Source organism: Vescimonas coprocola (assembly GCF_018408575.1).
Taxonomy (GTDB): domain Bacteria; phylum Bacillota; class Clostridia; order Oscillospirales; family Oscillospiraceae; genus Vescimonas; species Vescimonas coprocola.
The window spans coordinates 1,040,134-1,056,198 of the sequence record NZ_AP023418.1 but is presented as its reverse complement, the minus strand read 5'-3'; the positions used below and the strand labels follow the sequence as shown (position 1 = coordinate 1,056,198).

Genomic DNA, 16,065 nt, shown 5'->3' with positions numbered 1-16,065 from the left:
GTGAAAATGTCAGACACGCCCCTACGTTTTTATTGCAATTCTCCGAAAATAATTATATAATGTGAAATACCTATTGGTATGCGAATGGGAAAGGTCTGCAATATGGAAAAGATCCTGTCTGTATTGGAAAATATCAAAGGATACCTGCCTCTGATCCGTCTGGCGGACCTGCTGGACGTGGCCATCGTGGCGTATCTGGTATATAAGCTGCTGTCGCTGGTGAAGAGTACACGGGCCGCCAACATCCTGAAGGGTGTGGCCATCTTTCTGGCGGCGCTGTGGCTGTCCTCGAAGCTGAACCTGCGGGTGGTGAATTACATCCTCAGCCACATGGTGGAGTGGGGCGTGCTGGCCCTGATCATCGTGTTCCAGCCGGAGATTCGCCGGATCTTGGAGCAGCTGGGCAGCAAGAACATCCGTCTGCTGCGGACGCTGGCACCGGAGAAGGAGCTGCCGGAGCTGGAGCGGGCCATCGACCAGACGGTGCTGGCTTGCACGGAGATGTCCCGCACCCGCACGGGTGTGCTGATCGTCTTCGAGCGGAAGATCTTGCTGGACGACGTGGTGCGCTCCGGTACCACGCTGGATGCCTCCGTCTCCAGTGAACTGCTGAAGAACATCTTTTTTGTCAAGGCGCCCATGCACGACGGCGCCGTCATCATCCGCAACGGGCGGATCCTGGGGGCGGGCTGTATGCTGCCCCTGTCTAAGAATGTGAACCTCAGCCGGGATCTGGGGATGCGCCACCGGGCGGGCATCGGCATGAGCGAGAATTCCGATGCCGTGGTGGTCATCGTCTCAGAGGAGACGGGATCTATCTCCGTGGCTATCGGCGGGATGCTGAAGCGCCATCTGCAGGCGGAGACCCTGTCCCAGCTGCTGCATAACGAGCTGATGCCCCAGCAGGAGGAGACGGACAAGGCCCGCTTCCCGCTGCGGGAACTGCTTCGGACCCGGAGAAAGGGGGCGCAGAACGATGAAGAAGAATGATGCCAGCCGTAAGGCGCTGCGGATCATCGGTTCCATTCTGGTGGCGATCGCTCTGTGGATCTATGTGGATACCGTCACCTCGCCGGAGGTGACGCTGAAGGTGAAAAATGTGCCGGTGGAATTCTCCGGCGAGGATACCACACTGGCAGATCGTGGCCTGATGCTGCTGTCGGGCTATGATACCACCGTGGATCTGGTCATCAAGGGTCCCCGGAACGAGCTGCGTAAGCTGGACCGCAGCAAGATTCGGATCGTGGCCAATACCAGCAATATCAAGGAGGCCGGCAGCCAGACCCTGACCTACGAGGTGGTGTTTCCGGATAACATCCGCAGAGGGAAGCTGACGGTGGATTCTGCCAGCATTTACAGCATCACCGTTACCGTGGGCGAGTTGGACAGCAAGGAAGTACCCATTCAGTGCGAAATTGTGGGCAGCGTGGCTGACGGCTTTATGGCCGGGGAGCTGACGCTGGATCCGGAGGTGCTGCTGCTGCGTGGCCAGCGGGACGACCTGCTGAATGTCAGCTACGCCAAGGTGCGGCTGGATATCACCGGAGCTGACAAGACGGTGGTGCAGGCGCTGGAATTTGAGCTGTACGACCACAACGATGTGAAGATCGAGAACAGCGCCATCCGCAGCAGTGAAAAGCTCATCGGCGCCACCATGCCGGTGTCGACGGTGAAGGAGGTGCCTCTGCGGGTGAACTTTGTGGAGGCCGTGGGGGCCACCATGGAGACAGTGGACTACACCATCTCTCCCGCCACGGTGAAGCTGGTGGGCGAGAAGGCCCGACTGGATGAGATCGACAGCATCGTGCTGGATACCCTGTATGTGCAGGATCTGGAGGATTCCCAGAGCCTGACCTATACCATCCCCGTGCCGGAGGATGTGACCATTGCCGACGGCGTGGACACCGCCACCGTGACGGTGGTGGTCCGTGGCGTCACGGAGCGGACGCTGACCGTTTCCCGGTTCACCTTTGAGAATGTGCCGGAGGGCATGACCGCCACGGCAGAGACGGAGTCGCTGAACGTGCGGCTGCGGGGCCTGACAGCGGAGGTGAACGCCCTGACGGCGGAGAACGTCCACATCGTGGCAGACCTGTCCGGACTCACCGGCGCAGGGGTCCATACGGTGCCGGTGACCATCCGCATCGAGGGCTACGAGAATATCGGTATCAAGGGCTCGTATCAGATGGTGGTGGATCTGTCGGTGACTCCGGATGAACCGGGGCAGCCGTAGACATAGCAAGAGAGGTGTAAGCGACCATGACACAGATCGCAACGGTTGAAAAGATATTGCCCGGCGGCTTCGTGGAGATATCCGTCCCCCGAAAGTCTGCCTGCGGCCACGACTGTGAGGAATGCGCCGGCTGCGGCATGACCGGTGCCGCCATCCACGCACGGGCCAAGGACCCTGTGGGGGTCCGGCCGGGGCAGAAGGTGGTGGTGGAGAGCGCTACCCGGAAGATATTGGGCGTAGTAGCCCTGGTGTATCTGCTGCCGGTGGTGGGCTTCCTGCTGGGCTACTTCCTGTCGGAGGGACTGGCGGAGGGCGTCCGCTACGCCATCGCCATCGGCGCAGCGGCGCTGGCCTTCCTGCCCAGCGTGGCCTATGACCGCCACGCCAAAAAGACGGAGGCCCTGACCTACACGGTGGTGCGGGAGTTCTGATGTTCGGCTATGTGCGTCCTGCGGCGGATCGGCTGACTCAGGAGCAGACAGACCTGTTCCGCAGCGCCTACTGCGGCCTGTGCCGCACGCTGGGACGGCGGTACGGCCTGCCGGCCCGGATGATTTTGAACTACGATCTGGCCTTTCTGGCCATTCTGCTGGCCGGCGGCAGCGGCTTTTCCTGCGCTCGCCATCGCTGCCCGGTGCATCCCATCCGGGGCTGCCCCTGCGGGGAAGAAAACCCGGCGCTGGATGCGGCGGCGGATCTCAGCGTCATCCTGACCTGGTGGCAGCTGCGTGACGGCGTGACGGATCACGGCTTCTTCGGGGGCCTGAAATACCGGCTGGCCGCCCTGTTTGTCCGCCGCAGCTATCGCAAGGCCGCCCGCCTGCGGCCGGATTTTGACCGGCTGGTGCAGGGCTGCCTGGGAGAACTGACGGCGCTGGAGCGGGAGAACTGTCCCTCCATTGACCGTCCGGCGGATACCTTCGCCCGGCTGCTGGCCGGTGCGGCAGAGGAGGAGCCGGATCCTGTCCGGCGGCGGGTGCTGGCGCAGCTGCTGTACCATCTGGGCCGCTGGATATACCTGACGGACGCAGCGGACGATCTGGCCAAGGACCAGCGCAGCGGCAGCTACAATCCGCTGCCCCTGCGATTTTCGGTGCAGGAGGGCAAGCTGACGGAGGAGAGCCGTCAGGAGCTGGCCCAGACCATGGATCGGTCCGTGGAGCGGATGGCGGCGGCCTTCGAGCTGTTGGAGTGCGGCGTATGGCAGCCGGTCATTGAAAGTGTGGTATATGCGGGGCTGTATCAGGTGGGAAACGCCGTTTTGAACGGCACCTTCCATCAGCGGCCCCGGAGAGAGAAATACCCTGAACGAAAGGCAGGACACGGCGATGCGTGATCCCTATCAGGTGCTGGGTGTCCCCAGCACCGCCACAGACGAGGAAGTCAAAAAAGCCTATCGGAATCTGGCCAAAAAGTACCATCCCGATAACTATCACGACGATCCCCTGGCCGATCTGGCACAGGAGAAGATGAAGGAGATCAACGAGGCCTACGAGGAGATCCAGAACCAGCGCAAGCGCGGCGCCTCCGGCAATGGCTACGGAGCCTACGGCGGCAGCTATGGTGGCTCCTACGGCGGCTACGGTGCCGGCGGCTACGGCGGCAGCTATGACCCCGCCATCCAGCGCATCCGTCTGGCCATCCGTCAGGGGAACCTGAATCTGGCGGAGGAGCTGCTCAACGCCCGCAGCGACCATAACGCCGAGTGGAACTTCCTGAAGGGAGCCATATGCTTCAAACGGGGCTGGCTGGATGAGGCCAAGCGCTATTATGAGACGGCGGTGCAGATGGACCCCGGCAACCCGGAGTACCAGCAGGCACTGGCTATGGCGGAGGGTCGCTCCGCCGGCTACCGCCCCGCCGGATACAGCCGTGTTACCACCGGTGGCTGCGACGATCCCTGCACCCGCCTGTGCGGTACCATGCTGTGCTGCAATCTGCTGGGCGGCGGTGGCTATTTCTGTTGTATATAAACGGGGACCCCCATCCCCTTTGAAGGAGGATAAAGCTGTGGTCAAGAGCATGACCGGCTATGGCCGGGCGAGAGAAACAAGAAACAAGCGGGATATCACCGTGGAGGTGCGTTCCGTCAACAACCGGTATCTGGACTGTACTGTGAAGCTGCCCAGAGCCTATGTATTCGCTGAGGATGCCATCAAGGGCCGTGTCCAGAAGGCGGTGTCACGGGGCAAGGTGGACGTGTTCGTCACCATCGACTCCTCCGCTGCGGACGTGTCCGTGGTGAAGGTGAACGAGCCACTGGCCCGCAGCTACTATGAGGCACTGCTGCGGCTAAAAGAGACCTTCGGCCTGTCGGGGGAGGTCACCCCGGTGGAGCTGTCCCGCTGCCCGGACGTCCTCTCCGTCACCAAGGCGGAGGAGGATCTGGAGACGCTGGCGGAGGACATCTGTCAGGTGACGGATGCGGCGCTGGCGGCCTATAACCGGATGCGAAGTGTGGAGGGCGTGAAGCTGGCAGAGGATATCGCCGGCCGAGCCGATACCATCGAGGACACCGTGGCCCGTGTGGAGGCGCAGTCTCCCCAGACGGTGTCGGCCTACCGGGAGCGGCTGGAGAGCAAGATGCGGGAGGTGCTGGCTTCCACCACCATCGACGAGGCCCGTATCCTGACGGAGACAGCCATCTTTGCCGATAAGATCGCCGTGGACGAGGAGACGGTGCGCCTGCACAGCCACCTGTCCCAGCTGCGGGATATGCTGCGGGGGGATGAACCCGTGGGCCGGAAGCTGGATTTCCTCATTCAGGAGATCAACCGGGAGTGCAATACCATCGGCTCCAAGTGCAGCGACCTGACCATTACGCAGGACGTGGTGAACATGAAGGCCGAGGTGGAGAAGATCCGGGAGCAGGTGCAGAACATCGAGTAAGGGAGCGTTCTATGGAGCTGGTAAACATCGGATTCGGCAACCTCATTGCCGCCGGGCGGCTCATCGCCGTGGTAAGCCCGGATTCGGCCCCCATCAAGCGACTCATTCAGGAGACAAGGGACGGCGGGATGCTCATCGACGCCACCTATGGCCGAAAAACGGCGTCGGTACTTATTATGGACAGTGACCATGTGGTGCTGTCGGCACTGCCGGCGGAGAAGCTGGCGCCCCGTCTGGGCGTCCGGCTGGAGGATCTGACAGAGGAGGAAGCTTAAGTGCAGAGAAGAGGTAAGACATTCATCGTATCTGGTCCCTCCGGTGTAGGAAAAAGCACCGTGCTGAAGGCGCTGTTTGATCAGCGGACGGACCTGTATTTTTCCATTTCCGCCACCACCCGTGACCCCCGTCCTGGGGAGGTGGACGGTGTCCACTACCACTTCATCCCGGCGGAGGAGTTCCACCGGATGGTGGAGGAGGACGAGTTTCTGGAGTATGCCGAGTACGTAGGCAACTTCTACGGTACCCCCAAGAAGTACGTGGACCGTGCCATGGATGACGGTCGGGACGTCATTCTGGACATCGAGATCCAAGGCGCCAACCAGATCTGCGCCAAGCGACCGGAGACGGTGCGAATTTTCATCGCACCCCCTTCATGGGTGGAGCTGGAGCGCCGCCTTACCGCCCGTGGTACCGACAGTCAGGAGGTCATCCAGAGCCGCCTGCTGCGGGCCAAGGTGGAGCTGCAAACCGCCAGCAGCTACGACTATCTGGTCATCAACGATACCGTGGAGCAGGCGGTGGCGGAGATGGCGGCCATTCTGTGCGCCGAGCACTGCCGCCCGGCGGAGCGTCTGGAGCAGCTCCTGCATAAATAAGTCAAATTACAGCCGAAAGGCAGATAAGGAAGGTCGATCATTATGATGCTGTATCCCGCAATGAACAAGCTGACGGAGTATATCCCCAACCGTTATATGATGGTGAATGTGGTGGCCCGCCGGGCCCGCCAGATCGCTGAGGAGGCCGAGGCTACCGGCCAGCATTTGGACGAGAAGCCGGTGACGCTGGCCATCCATGAGGTGGCTGAGGGCAAGTTCGACGCCCACACCATCGACACGGAGATCGAGGAAGACTGAGGGAGGGACCGTCAATGACGCAGATCGCCAAGGTCGCTGTGGCGGCGGCTACCTACGCCATTGACAAGCCCTACGACTATCTGGTGCCGTCCGGTATGGAGCTCTCCGTGGGCTGCCGGGTCACGGTACCCTTCGGGCGGGGCAACCGCACCGCCGAGGGCATGGTGCTTCAGCTGCGGCAGGAGGTGCCTGCCAAGCCCCTGAAGGCCATCCGCAATCTACTGGATCAGGAGCCGGTGCTGTCGGAGAAGGAGATACGGCTGGCCCTCTGGATGCGCCAGCGGTACTTCTGCACCTTCTACGATGCCCTGCACACCATCCTCCCGGCGGCGGTGTGGTATCGCTACCGGGAGATCTGGAGCCTCTGCCCCACGGCAGAGGAGGGCCTTACGGAACGGGAGCAGGCGGTGTGCCGGATGCTCTCCGACGGCCCGCAGGAGCGGGAGACCCTCTGCACCGCACTGGGGGAGGATATCCCGCCGGTGCTGTATCAGATGAAAAAGAAGGGACTGGTTTCCGTGGAGACGGAGACCAGCCGCAAGGTAAAGGACCACATGGTGGAGCTGGCGTCCTTAGCCGCCCCGGCGCAGGAGGTGCTGGAGCGTCTGGAGCGCCGCCGCCGGTCCGCCCCCCGGCAGTATGAAGCTGCGGCGTTTCTGGCCAAGTGCGGCGAGACCACGGTTCACGACCTGTGCTATTTCACCGGCGCTACCCGCCAGACCCTCCGCAGTCTGGAGAAGCAGGGCCTCATCGCCCTCCGCAGCCGGGAGGAGTACCGCATCTCCCCACGGGAGTACGGTGTCCCGGCGGAGGAGATCACCCTGAACCAACAGCAGCAGGAGGCCTATGATTCCATTCTCCGCCAGACGGAGACGGGCCGGGCCGGGGTGACGCTTTTACAGGGCGTCACCGGCAGCGGCAAGACGCTGGTGTATATCCGTCTGGCACAGACCCTGCTGGAGCAGGGAAAGTCCGTGATGATCCTGGTGCCGGAGATCGCCCTGACCCCTCAGATGATGGCTCGGTTCACCGCCTACTTCGGCCGAAAGGTGGCGCTGCTGCACAGCGGCCTGCGGCTGACGGAGCGGTGGGATCAGTATAAGCGCATCCGCCGGGGCGAGGCTGCGGTGGTGCTGGGGACCCGCTCGGCGGTGTTCGCCCCGCTGGAACGGCTGGGCCTCATTATACTGGACGAGGAGCAGGAGAGCTCCTACGAATCGGAAAAAGCCCCGTGCTACCACGCACGGGATATTGCCAAATACCGCTGCGTACAGGAGGGAGCCCGTCTGGTGCTGGGCTCCGCCACCCCCACGGTGGAGACGGCCTATTACGCCCGCAAGGGGGATTACGGCCTCTGCCGCCTGACGGAGCGCTTCAATCAGCGCCGTCTGCCGCAGGTCATTCTGGCGGATATGCGCCGGGAGCTGCGGGACGGCAATTTCAGCTGTATCAGCCGCCCTCTTCAGCAGGAGCTGGAGCGGAATCTGGCGGCGGGGGAGCAGAGCATCCTGTTTCTGAACCGCCGGGGCAGCAGCCGCCAGCTGCTGTGTCCCCAGTGCGGCTACGTTCCCCAGTGTCCCCGGTGCAGCGTCTACCTCACCTACCATTCCGCCAACAGGCGGATGATGTGCCACTACTGCGGCCACTCCCAGCCTGCGCCGGATACCTGTCCCGACTGCGGCGGCGCCATGAAGCATATCGGCTTCGGTACACAGAAGGTGGAGGAGGAGCTGACCCGGCTCTTTCCCGGTACGGAGCTTCTGCGGATGGATGCCGATACCGTGGGAGAGGGCCACGAGAAGCTCCTGCGGGAGTTCCAGCGCCGCCGCATCCCCATTCTGCTGGGGACTCAGATGGTGGCCAAGGGACTGGATTTCGCCGGGGTGACGCTGGTGGGCGTGCTGGCGGCGGATCTGTCGCTGTACGTGGATCACTACCGGGCGGCGGAGCGCACCTTCAGCCTGCTGACGCAGGTGGTGGGCCGGGCCGGCCGGGGGGAGAAGGAGGGCCGTGCGGTGATCCAGACCTACACCCCCCGCAACGACGTGATCCTGGCGGCGGCGGAGCAGGACTATGACCGCTTCTACGACGATGAGATCCGTCTGCGGCGTCTGCGGCGTGACCCGCCCTTTGCCGACCACTTTACCCTCACCGTCACCGGCCCGGAGGAGGAGCCGGTGCGCCGGGCCTGCGCCCAGCTGTGCGCTGCTCTGCGGCAGGCGCTGTCGCAGGAGCCGTACCGGGCCATGGAGCCGGAGGTGCTGGGGCCTGCCCCGGCCCCGGTGGTGAAGCTGAACAACCGCTACCGCTACCGGATCACGGTGGTGGGCCAAAACGAAAAACCGCTCCGCCAGCTGCTGGCGGCCTATATGAAGGCCTTCGCCCGTCGCCCGGAGCATCGCAATATGGCGGTCCACACGGACTGCAATCTGATGGATTAGAGGTACGAAGGATATGGCTTTGAGAAAGATCGTATTGCAGGGCGACGAGTGCCTGACCAAGGTGTGCCGCCCGGTGACGGAGTTCAATCAGCGCCTGCATACGCTGATCGACGACATGAAGGAGACACTGCTGGATTCCGGCGGCGTAGGTCTGGCCGCCCCGCAGGTGGGCGTGCTGCGCCGTGTGTGCGTGGTGATGAACGAGGATGAGGATATCATTGAACTGGTGAACCCGGAGATCATCGCCGCCGAGGGGGAGCAGACGGGTCTGGAGGGCTGCCTCAGCATCCCCGGCAAGTTCGGCATCGTCACCCGCCCCTATACGGTGCGTGTCCGGGCGCAGGACCGGGACGGCAATTTTTTCGAGGTAGAGGACGAGGAGCTGACCGCCCGTTGCTTCTGCCATGAGATCGAGCATCTGGACGGCCATCTGTTCGTGGAGCACACGGACCATCTGATGACCGAGGAGGAGCTGGAGGAGTATATGAACCAGCAGGAGGAAGACGAGGAATGAGGATCCTGTTTATGGGAACGCCGGACTTCGCCGTGGCCTCTCTGCGCCGACTGGTGGAGGACGGCCACGAGATATGCGGCGTGTTTACCCAGCCGGATAAGCCCAAGAACCGGGGCCATAAGCTGGCCTTCTCTCCGGTGAAGGAGTATGCTCTTTCACAGGGCCTGACGGTGTACCAGCCCACCAAGCTGCGGGACGGTACGGCGCTGGAGCTGATCCGTACTCTGGCCCCGGAGCTGACGGTGGTGGCGGCCTATGGCCGCATCCTGCCGGAGGACATTCTGGCGGCCCCCAAGCTGGGCTCCATCAACGTCCATTCCTCGCTGCTGCCCAAATACCGTGGCGCAGCCCCCATCAACTGGGCCGTCCTGAACGGCGACGCCGTCACCGGCGTCACCATCATGTATATGGCCAAGGAGCTGGACGCCGGGGATATCATTTCCGCCGCCGAGACGCCTATCGATCCCGACGAGGACGCTCTGACCCTGACGAACCGTCTGGCGGAGCTGGGAGCCGAGACCCTGTCCCGGACGGTGCAGGCGCTGGCCGCCGGCACCGCCGGCCGCACCAAACAGGATGAGAGCGCCGTGACCTTTGCCCCCATGTTGAGCCGGGAGCTGTCCCCCATGGACTTCACCCGCCCCGCCCGCAGTCTCCACGATCAGGTCCGTGGCCTCCAGCCTTGGCCCTGCGCCGTGACGGAGCTGTCCGGCGCCACGGTGAAGGTGTACCGTACCGCTGTGGGCGGCGCCGTCAAGGCCGCTCCCGGAACGATCGTCCGGGCCGATAAGACCGGCATCGAGATCGCCTGCGGCGACGGCCGGACGCTCCGTATTCTGGAGCTTCAGCCGCAAAACGGCAAGCGCATGGCGGCGGCCAGCTATCTGGCAGGCCACCCGGTGCAGGTGACGGTATGAGCGACGTGAGAAAGCCGGACGCCAGAGAGACCGCTCTGGAGGTCCTGATGCAGGTGGACAGCGCCAACGCATGGTCCGACGGCGGCCTGAAGCGCACCATCGCCAAAAATAAGCTGGACAGCCGGGATGCGGCGCTGGCCACCCGCTTGTGCTACGGGGTGATCCAGAACCGGATGCTGCTGGACTACTATATCGGCTGCTGGTGCAGCCAGCGCCCGGAGCGGCTGGAGTCCGTCATCCGCAACATCCTGCGGCTGGGTGGCTACCAGATCCTGTTTTTGGATAAGGTGCCGCCCCGTGCCGCCGTCAACGAGGCCGTGGAGATGACCAAGCGCCACCGCCGGGAAAAGGCGGCGGGTATGGTCAACGCCATCCTGCGGAAATTTGCCGCCAATCGGGAGGATATGCCGCCCCTGCCCAAGGGCAGCCCGGCGCAGACTCTCTCCCTGCGATACAGCCACCCCCGGTGGCTGGTGGAGCGTCTGCTTTCCCTCATCGGCGAGGAGGAGACGGAGGCGTATCTCCGTATGAACAATCAGGTAGTACCCACTACCATCCAGACAAACCCCCTGAAGGGTACCCCGGAGGAGCTGGAGAAGCTGCTGCGCCAGACCGGCGCACAGGTGGAGCCCCACCCGTGGCTGGCGGGATGCTTTTCCGTCAGCGGCACCGGCGATCTGGAGCAGCTGTCCGCCTTCCGGGAGGGCCGCTTCACCGTGCAGGACGCCGCCGCCCGCCTGGTGGCCACCGTGGCCGCTCCGGCCCCGGAGGATCGGGTGCTGGACGTGTGCGCCGCTCCCGGCGGCAAGTCCTTTGCCATGGCCATGGACCGCCGGGATCGGGGCCAGATCCTCTCCTGCGATGTCCACCCCCACAAGCTGAAGCTCATCGACAGCGGCGCCCAGCGTCTGGGCATCACCAGCATCCGCACGGCGCTGGCCGATGCACGGGAGGAGCACGCCGCATGGCTGGAGCAGGCGGATGTGGTAGTGGCGGACGTCCCCTGTTCGGGCCTCGGCATCATTCGCAAAAAGCCGGATATCCGGTATAAAAACCCCCGTGATCTGGCCCAGCTTCCGGCCATTCAGGGGGATATTCTGGAAAATGCCTGCCGCTATGTGTGTCCCGGCGGCGTGCTGGTGTACTCCACCTGTACGGTGCTGCCGGAGGAAAATCAGGAGATCATCCACGTGTTCCTCTCCCGCCACCCGGAGTTCCGACGGGAGACCTTCACCTTGCCGGGGCCCGTGGGCCTGTGTGACGGGGAGGCGACCCTGTGGCCCCAGCGGCTGGGGACCGACGGCTTTTACATCTGCCGAATGCGGAGGAAAGCATGACTGACATCAAATCCATGACGATGGAGGAGCTGACCCACACCCTGCGGGAGATGGGACAGCCCGCCTTCCGGGGCGGTCAGGTCTTTACCTGGCTGCACCGGGGCGTCACCTCCTTTGAAGAGATGAGCGATCTGCCCCGTGCGCTGCGGGAGCAGCTGGCGCAGACGTTCCATATCACCGCCCCCACCGTGGCCCGCAAGCAGGAGTCCCGTCTGGACGGCACCGTCAAGTACCTGTGGGAGCTGGCGGACGGCAACTGCATCGAGACGGTGCTCATGCAGTATCACCACGGCAACACCGTGTGCATCTCCTCTCAGGTGGGCTGCCGCATGGGCTGCGCCTTCTGCGCCAGCACCATCGCCGGAAAGGTCCGTGACCTGACCCCCTCGGAGATGCTGGATCAGGTGCTGTTCACCCAGCTGGATTCCGGCCGGGAGATCTCCAATATCGTGCTGATGGGCATTGGAGAGCCTCTGGACAACATGGATACCGTGCTGCGGTTTCTGACGCTGGTGAACCACCCCAAGGGGCTGAACATCGGGATGCGGCACATCAGCCTGTCCACCTGCGGCGTGATACCGGGCATCCGGCGTCTGGCGGAGCTTCAGCTCCAGCTGACGCTCTCGGTGTCCCTCCACGCCCCGGACAGCGAGACCCGTTCCCGCATCATGCCCGTGAACCGGGCCTATGACGTGGAGGAGCTGTTCGCCGCCTGCCACGATTACTTCCAAAAGACGGGCCGCCGCATCTCCTTTGAGTACGCCATGATCGACGGCGTCAACGACCACGACTGGCAGGCGGACCTCATCGCCCGGCGCATCGCCGGGATGCCGGGCCATGTGAATCTCATCCCCCTGAACGACGTGGTGGAGAGCCCCTTCAAGCCCAGCCGCCGCACAGCGGCATTTCAAAAGAGATTACAGTCCCATGGCGTCACCGCCACCGTGCGGCGGAGCCTTGGCGGCGATATCGACGCCTCCTGCGGCCAGCTGCGCCGCAAGGCCATGGAGGAAGGGAGAGACCTGCAATGAGAACATGGAGCGTAACGGACCGTGGTCTGGTACGCAGCGAGAATCAGGATGCCTGCGCCGTGCTGACGCCGGACGGCTACACCGTGGCGGTGGTCTGCGACGGCATGGGCGGCACGCAGGGGGGGCGGATGGCAAGCGCCATAGCGGTGGAGACCTTCACCCGTGAGCTGAGCCGGAGCCTGCGCCCCGGCATGAGCGCCGGACAGCTGGAGCAGGCGGCGGGCTACGCCGTGGCTCTCTCCAACGATGCCGTCCGGGAGTACGGGCTGGCCCATCCGGGCTTTGAGCGTATGGGGACGACTCTGGTCTCCGCCGTGGTCCGGGACGATCTGGCGCTGGTGAGCAACGTGGGCGACAGCCGGGCCTACCACATCACCCGTGAGGGCATCCGGCAGGTGAGCCGGGACCACTCCGTGGTGGAGGATATGGTGGAAAAGGGCGACCTGACCCGTGACGAGGCCCGGCACCATCCCCGCCGCAACCTCATCACACGGGCGCTGGGGACGGAGCCCGGTGTGGCGGCGGATGCCTTCCCGCTGAAATGGCAGCAGGGGGACTTCCTGCTGCTGTGCTCCGACGGACTGATAAACACCGTGTCCGATCAGGAGCTTCTCTTCGAGGTGATTCACAGCGAGCCGCTGGACACGTGTCTGGATCGGCTGCTGGCCCTCTCCCGTCAGCGGGGAGCGCCGGATAACGTCACTGCTGTGCTGCTTATGAATATCTGAAGGAGATGACATCTATGGATCAATATATCGGAAAAATGCTGGATAACCGCTATGAGATATTGGAGCTCATCGGCAGCGGCGGCATGGCCAACGTCTACAAGGCCAAGTGCCACCGCCTGAACCGAATGGTGGCGGTGAAGATCCTGAAAAACGATCTGGCGGAGAACGCCGACTTCCGCCGCCGCTTCCGGGACGAGTCTCTGGCGGTGGCCCAGCTGTCCCACGCCAACATCGTGTCGGTGTACGACGTGTCCCGCAGCGGCGACACGGAGTATATCGTCATGGAGCTGGTGGACGGCATCACCCTGAAGCAGTACATGGAGCGCCGTGGCAAGATGGACTGGCGGGAGGCGCTGCACTTCATCACCCAGATCATGCGGGCGCTGAGCCATGCCCACAGCCGGGGCATCATCCACCGGGACATCAAGCCCCAGAACATCATGGTCCTGCGGGACGGCAGCGTCAAGGTGACGGACTTCGGCATCGCCTGTTTGGCCAGCGCCAGCCAGACCCTGACGCAGGAGGCGCTGGGCTCCGTCCACTACATCTCCCCGGAGCAGGCCAGAGGTGACCGCACCGACGCCCGCAGCGATATCTACTCCGCCGGCGTGGTGCTCTATGAGATGCTTACCGGCCGTCTTCCCTTCGAGGGGGAGTCCGCCGTATCCGTGGCCATCCAGCACCTGAGTTCCGTCCCACTGGCCCCCCGTGAGATCGATCCCGATATCCCGGAGGCGCTGGAGCTGATCTGCATGAAGGCCATGTGCGCCAATCTGGAGAAGCGCTACCCCTCGGCGGATGCCATGCTGGAGGATCTGGAGAAGTTCCGCAAGAATAACTCCGTGGACCTTGGCTATATCCGTGCCGATCTGGAGGAGCCGGAGGATCACGAGCCTACGCAGGCCATCCCCACCGCCGCCATTCAGGCCGCCCGCAAGGAGCGCACCCCGGCGGAGGAGAAAAAGCGGGATAAAAAGCTCATCGCCATCGTGGTGGGTGGCTTTGCCGCAGCGCTGCTGGTGGTGTTCCTGCTGTTCAAGTTCGTGTTCAGCGGCATCAACAATAACCCCGCCGCCCAGTCCTATAAGGTCCCCGATGTTCTGGGCAAGACCGTGGAGGAGGCCCAGCAGATGGAGGGCATCAAGGGCGTGTTCCAGATCGAGGTGGCCGGCAGCAAGGCCGACAGCAACTATCAGCCCGGCCAGATCATCGAGCAGGACCCCAAGTCCGGCCATGTCCGCAAGAATAACCTGAAGATCACCGTCTGGATCTGCGCCAAGGAGGAGACCAACCTCATGGTGAACGTTCTGGGCGAGGATGTGCAGGACGCCAAGGTGGAGCTGACGAACCTGAATCTGAACCTGAACGTCCAGATCCGGGAGGTGTATTCCGACGAGTATGCCGCCGGTAAGGTCATCAGCAGTACCCCCGCCGACGGTGAGAGCATCAAGAAGGGCGACAGCATCCTGCTGACCGTCAGCAAGGGGCCGGAGACCAAGCCCGTCACCGTGCAGAATTACGCCGGTCTCAGCGTGGACGATGCCGCCCTGCAAGCCGAGAACGCCGGTCTCACCGTGGGCGCTCACCAGTATGAGTACGATGCCACCGTGCCGGAGGGCAGCGTCATCCGCCAGAGCCTCGCTCCCAAAACGGAGGTAGCCCCCGGCACCGAGATCGTCTTTACCGTCAGCAAGGGCCCCGAGCCGTCTCAGACCACGGAGCAGACGGTGACGTTCGATATCCCCGGCGAGTACCTGAATCCGGAGCTGGGCATCCTGAACGTGGAGATCCGTCAGGATACCACCGTCGTCTACTCCACCACGGTGGATACCACGGACCCCGCCGCCGCCCGTTCCGTCAGCCATACCTTCACCGGTGACAAGGGAACCAGCATCACGGTGTACCTGTATATCAACGGCACCGAGGTGGCCTCTCAGGTGGTCAGCTTTTGAGCCGGGGCCGCATTGAAAAGGCCCTCAGCGGCTTCTACTACGTCCGCACACCGGAGGGGCTGCTGCAATGCCGGGCCAGAGGAAAATTCCGCCGGGAGGGCATCAGTCCGCTGGTGGGGGACTGGGTACAGGTCCGTGAGCTGGGAGGCGGCGAGGGCTTCGTGGAGGCCATCGAGCCCCGGCAGAATCGGTTTGCCCGTCCTGCCGCCGCCAACATCGACCAGCTGGTCATCATCGGCTCACAGGCCATCCCCACCACGGATCCCTACCTCATCGATCGCATTGCCTCCATCGCCGTCCTGAAGGGCTGCCGGGTGCTGCTGTGCCTGAATAAATGCGATCTGGACCCGGCGCAGGAACTATACGACAGCTATGCCGCCTCCGCCATTCCGGTGCTGCGGGTCAGTGCCGCCACCGGAGAGGGCCTGCCGGAGCTGCGCCGTGCCATGAAGGGAAAGCTGAACGCCCTCACCGGCAACTCCGGCGTGGGCAAGTCCAGCATCCTCAACGCCATGGAGCCGGTGTTCGGCCTGCCGGTGGGGGAGGTCAGCAAGGCCCTGGGCCGTGGCCGCCACACCACCCGCCATGTGGAGATGTTCCCGCTGGACGAGGATACCTACGTTATCGACACGCCGGGCTTCTCCTCCTTCGACACGGAGGAGTTGGATCTGGAGCTGAAGGCCCGCCTGCCGGAGACCTTCCCGGAGTTTGCCCCCTATCTGGGCCAGTGCCGGTTCGTGGGGTGCAGCCATGTGAAGGAAAAGGGCTGCGCCGTGCTGCAAGCGGTGAAGGACGGTAAGATCCCCGCCAGCCGCCACCGCAGCTATGTGCGGCTGTATGACGAGCTGAAGGACCTGCGGGACTGGCAGCACAAATAGAGAACGCTCAGA

The 16,065-nt window shown here is 63.5% G+C and carries 17 protein-coding genes; all 17 read left to right on the top strand.

All coding sequences use genetic code 11. The features are described 5' to 3' along the window. The first annotated feature begins 102 nt into the window (after positions 1-102). From cdaA to rsgA, 17 genes are read left to right on the top strand one after another with little or no spacing between them, the layout of a single operon-like run. Positions 103-990 (top strand): diadenylate cyclase CdaA, encoded by an 888-nt coding sequence (cdaA, locus tag KJS28_RS05235; protein WP_213542019.1) that lies wholly within the window; start codon positions 103-105, stop codon positions 988-990. Then, positions 977-2,233 carry a CdaR family protein gene (locus tag KJS28_RS05230; RefSeq protein ID WP_213542018.1) on the top strand — a complete coding sequence of 419 codons (1,257 nt, stop codon included), beginning with the start codon at positions 977-979 and terminating at the stop codon, positions 2,231-2,233. Before cdaA ends, KJS28_RS05230 begins: the two co-directional genes overlap by 14 nt. 26 nt (positions 2,234-2,259) lie before the next feature. Further along, a complete protein-coding gene (locus KJS28_RS05225) occupies positions 2,260-2,664 on the top strand; it encodes a SoxR reducing system RseC family protein (protein WP_021858907.1) in 405 nt (134 codons plus the stop codon). Beyond that, complete coding sequence (locus KJS28_RS05220) at positions 2,664-3,569, top strand: DUF5685 family protein (RefSeq protein WP_213542017.1); 906 nt, start codon at positions 2,664-2,666, stop codon at positions 3,567-3,569. The genes KJS28_RS05225 and KJS28_RS05220 overlap by 1 nt, the downstream gene beginning before the upstream one ends. After that, complete coding sequence (locus KJS28_RS05215) at positions 3,562-4,206, top strand: DnaJ domain-containing protein (protein ID WP_213542016.1); 645 nt, start codon at positions 3,562-3,564, stop codon at positions 4,204-4,206. Before KJS28_RS05220 ends, KJS28_RS05215 begins: the two co-directional genes overlap by 8 nt. Before the next feature lie 37 nt (positions 4,207-4,243). Beyond that, positions 4,244-5,122: a YicC/YloC family endoribonuclease gene (locus KJS28_RS05210; RefSeq protein WP_213542015.1), complete on the top strand. Its 879-nt coding sequence runs from the start codon at positions 4,244-4,246 to the stop codon at positions 5,120-5,122. Positions 5,123-5,133: 11 nt separating this feature from the next. After that, positions 5,134-5,397, top strand: a complete 264-nt coding sequence (locus tag KJS28_RS05205; RefSeq protein ID WP_213542014.1) for a DUF370 domain-containing protein — start codon at positions 5,134-5,136, stop codon at positions 5,395-5,397. Then, positions 5,398-5,997 (top strand): guanylate kinase, encoded by a 600-nt coding sequence (gene gmk, locus KJS28_RS05200; protein ID WP_213542013.1) that lies wholly within the window; start codon positions 5,398-5,400, stop codon positions 5,995-5,997. Between the two features lie 42 nt (positions 5,998-6,039). Next, positions 6,040-6,255 carry a DNA-directed RNA polymerase subunit omega gene (rpoZ, locus tag KJS28_RS05195; RefSeq protein WP_021858913.1) on the top strand — a complete coding sequence of 72 codons (216 nt, stop codon included), beginning with the start codon at positions 6,040-6,042 and terminating at the stop codon, positions 6,253-6,255. Between the two features lie 14 nt (positions 6,256-6,269). Continuing rightward, positions 6,270-8,696: a replication restart helicase PriA gene (gene priA, locus KJS28_RS05190; RefSeq protein WP_213542012.1), complete on the top strand. Its 2,427-nt coding sequence runs from the start codon at positions 6,270-6,272 to the stop codon at positions 8,694-8,696. Positions 8,697-8,709: 13 nt separating this feature from the next. Then, positions 8,710-9,210: a peptide deformylase gene (gene def, locus KJS28_RS05185; protein ID WP_213542011.1), complete on the top strand. Its 501-nt coding sequence runs from the start codon at positions 8,710-8,712 to the stop codon at positions 9,208-9,210. Continuing rightward, on the top strand, positions 9,207-10,127 hold the full coding sequence (gene fmt / locus KJS28_RS05180; RefSeq protein WP_213542010.1) for a methionyl-tRNA formyltransferase: 921 nt from the start codon (positions 9,207-9,209) through the stop codon (positions 10,125-10,127). The genes def and fmt overlap by 4 nt, the downstream gene beginning before the upstream one ends. Then, positions 10,124-11,464, top strand: a complete 1,341-nt coding sequence (gene rsmB, locus KJS28_RS05175; protein ID WP_213542009.1) for a 16S rRNA (cytosine(967)-C(5))-methyltransferase RsmB — start codon at positions 10,124-10,126, stop codon at positions 11,462-11,464. The genes fmt and rsmB overlap by 4 nt, the downstream gene beginning before the upstream one ends. Continuing rightward, entirely contained in the window at positions 11,461-12,495 is a 1,035-nt protein-coding gene (rlmN, locus tag KJS28_RS05170) for a dual-specificity RNA methyltransferase RlmN (RefSeq protein ID WP_213542008.1), read from the top strand. The genes rsmB and rlmN overlap by 4 nt, the downstream gene beginning before the upstream one ends. After that, positions 12,492-13,223: a Stp1/IreP family PP2C-type Ser/Thr phosphatase gene (locus KJS28_RS05165; RefSeq protein WP_213542007.1), complete on the top strand. Its 732-nt coding sequence runs from the start codon at positions 12,492-12,494 to the stop codon at positions 13,221-13,223. The genes rlmN and KJS28_RS05165 overlap by 4 nt, the downstream gene beginning before the upstream one ends. A 14-nt stretch (positions 13,224-13,237) precedes the next feature. Next, positions 13,238-15,175 carry a Stk1 family PASTA domain-containing Ser/Thr kinase gene (gene pknB / locus KJS28_RS05160; RefSeq protein WP_213542006.1) on the top strand — a complete coding sequence of 646 codons (1,938 nt, stop codon included), beginning with the start codon at positions 13,238-13,240 and terminating at the stop codon, positions 15,173-15,175. After that, positions 15,172-16,053, top strand: coding sequence for a ribosome small subunit-dependent GTPase A (gene rsgA, locus KJS28_RS05155; RefSeq protein ID WP_213542005.1), 882 nt, complete (start codon positions 15,172-15,174; stop codon positions 16,051-16,053). Before pknB ends, rsgA begins: the two co-directional genes overlap by 4 nt. Positions 16,054-16,065: the final 12 nt, after the last annotated feature.

What these genes read in the sequence shown, in the direction of transcription:
- cdaA (WP_213542019.1), top strand. Translation starts at nt 103, where the DNA reads ATGGAAAAGATCCTGTCTGTATTGGAAAATATCAAAGGATACCTGCCT.
- KJS28_RS05230 (WP_213542018.1), top strand. Translation starts at nt 977, where the DNA reads ATGAAGAAGAATGATGCCAGCCGTAAGGCGCTGCGGATCATCGGTTCC.
- KJS28_RS05225 (WP_021858907.1), top strand. Translation starts at nt 2,260, where the DNA reads ATGACACAGATCGCAACGGTTGAAAAGATATTGCCCGGCGGCTTCGTG.
- KJS28_RS05220 (WP_213542017.1), top strand. Translation starts at nt 2,664, where the DNA reads ATGTTCGGCTATGTGCGTCCTGCGGCGGATCGGCTGACTCAGGAGCAG.
- KJS28_RS05215 (WP_213542016.1), top strand. Translation starts at nt 3,562, where the DNA reads ATGCGTGATCCCTATCAGGTGCTGGGTGTCCCCAGCACCGCCACAGAC.
- KJS28_RS05205 (WP_213542014.1), top strand. Translation starts at nt 5,134, where the DNA reads ATGGAGCTGGTAAACATCGGATTCGGCAACCTCATTGCCGCCGGGCGG.
- rpoZ (WP_021858913.1), top strand. Translation starts at nt 6,040, where the DNA reads ATGATGCTGTATCCCGCAATGAACAAGCTGACGGAGTATATCCCCAAC.
- priA (WP_213542012.1), top strand. Translation starts at nt 6,270, where the DNA reads ATGACGCAGATCGCCAAGGTCGCTGTGGCGGCGGCTACCTACGCCATT.
- def (WP_213542011.1), top strand. Translation starts at nt 8,710, where the DNA reads ATGGCTTTGAGAAAGATCGTATTGCAGGGCGACGAGTGCCTGACCAAG.
- fmt (WP_213542010.1), top strand. Translation starts at nt 9,207, where the DNA reads ATGAGGATCCTGTTTATGGGAACGCCGGACTTCGCCGTGGCCTCTCTG.
- rsmB (WP_213542009.1), top strand. Translation starts at nt 10,124, where the DNA reads ATGAGCGACGTGAGAAAGCCGGACGCCAGAGAGACCGCTCTGGAGGTC.
- rlmN (WP_213542008.1), top strand. Translation starts at nt 11,461, where the DNA reads ATGACTGACATCAAATCCATGACGATGGAGGAGCTGACCCACACCCTG.
- KJS28_RS05165 (WP_213542007.1), top strand. Translation starts at nt 12,492, where the DNA reads ATGAGAACATGGAGCGTAACGGACCGTGGTCTGGTACGCAGCGAGAAT.
- pknB (WP_213542006.1), top strand. Translation starts at nt 13,238, where the DNA reads ATGGATCAATATATCGGAAAAATGCTGGATAACCGCTATGAGATATTG.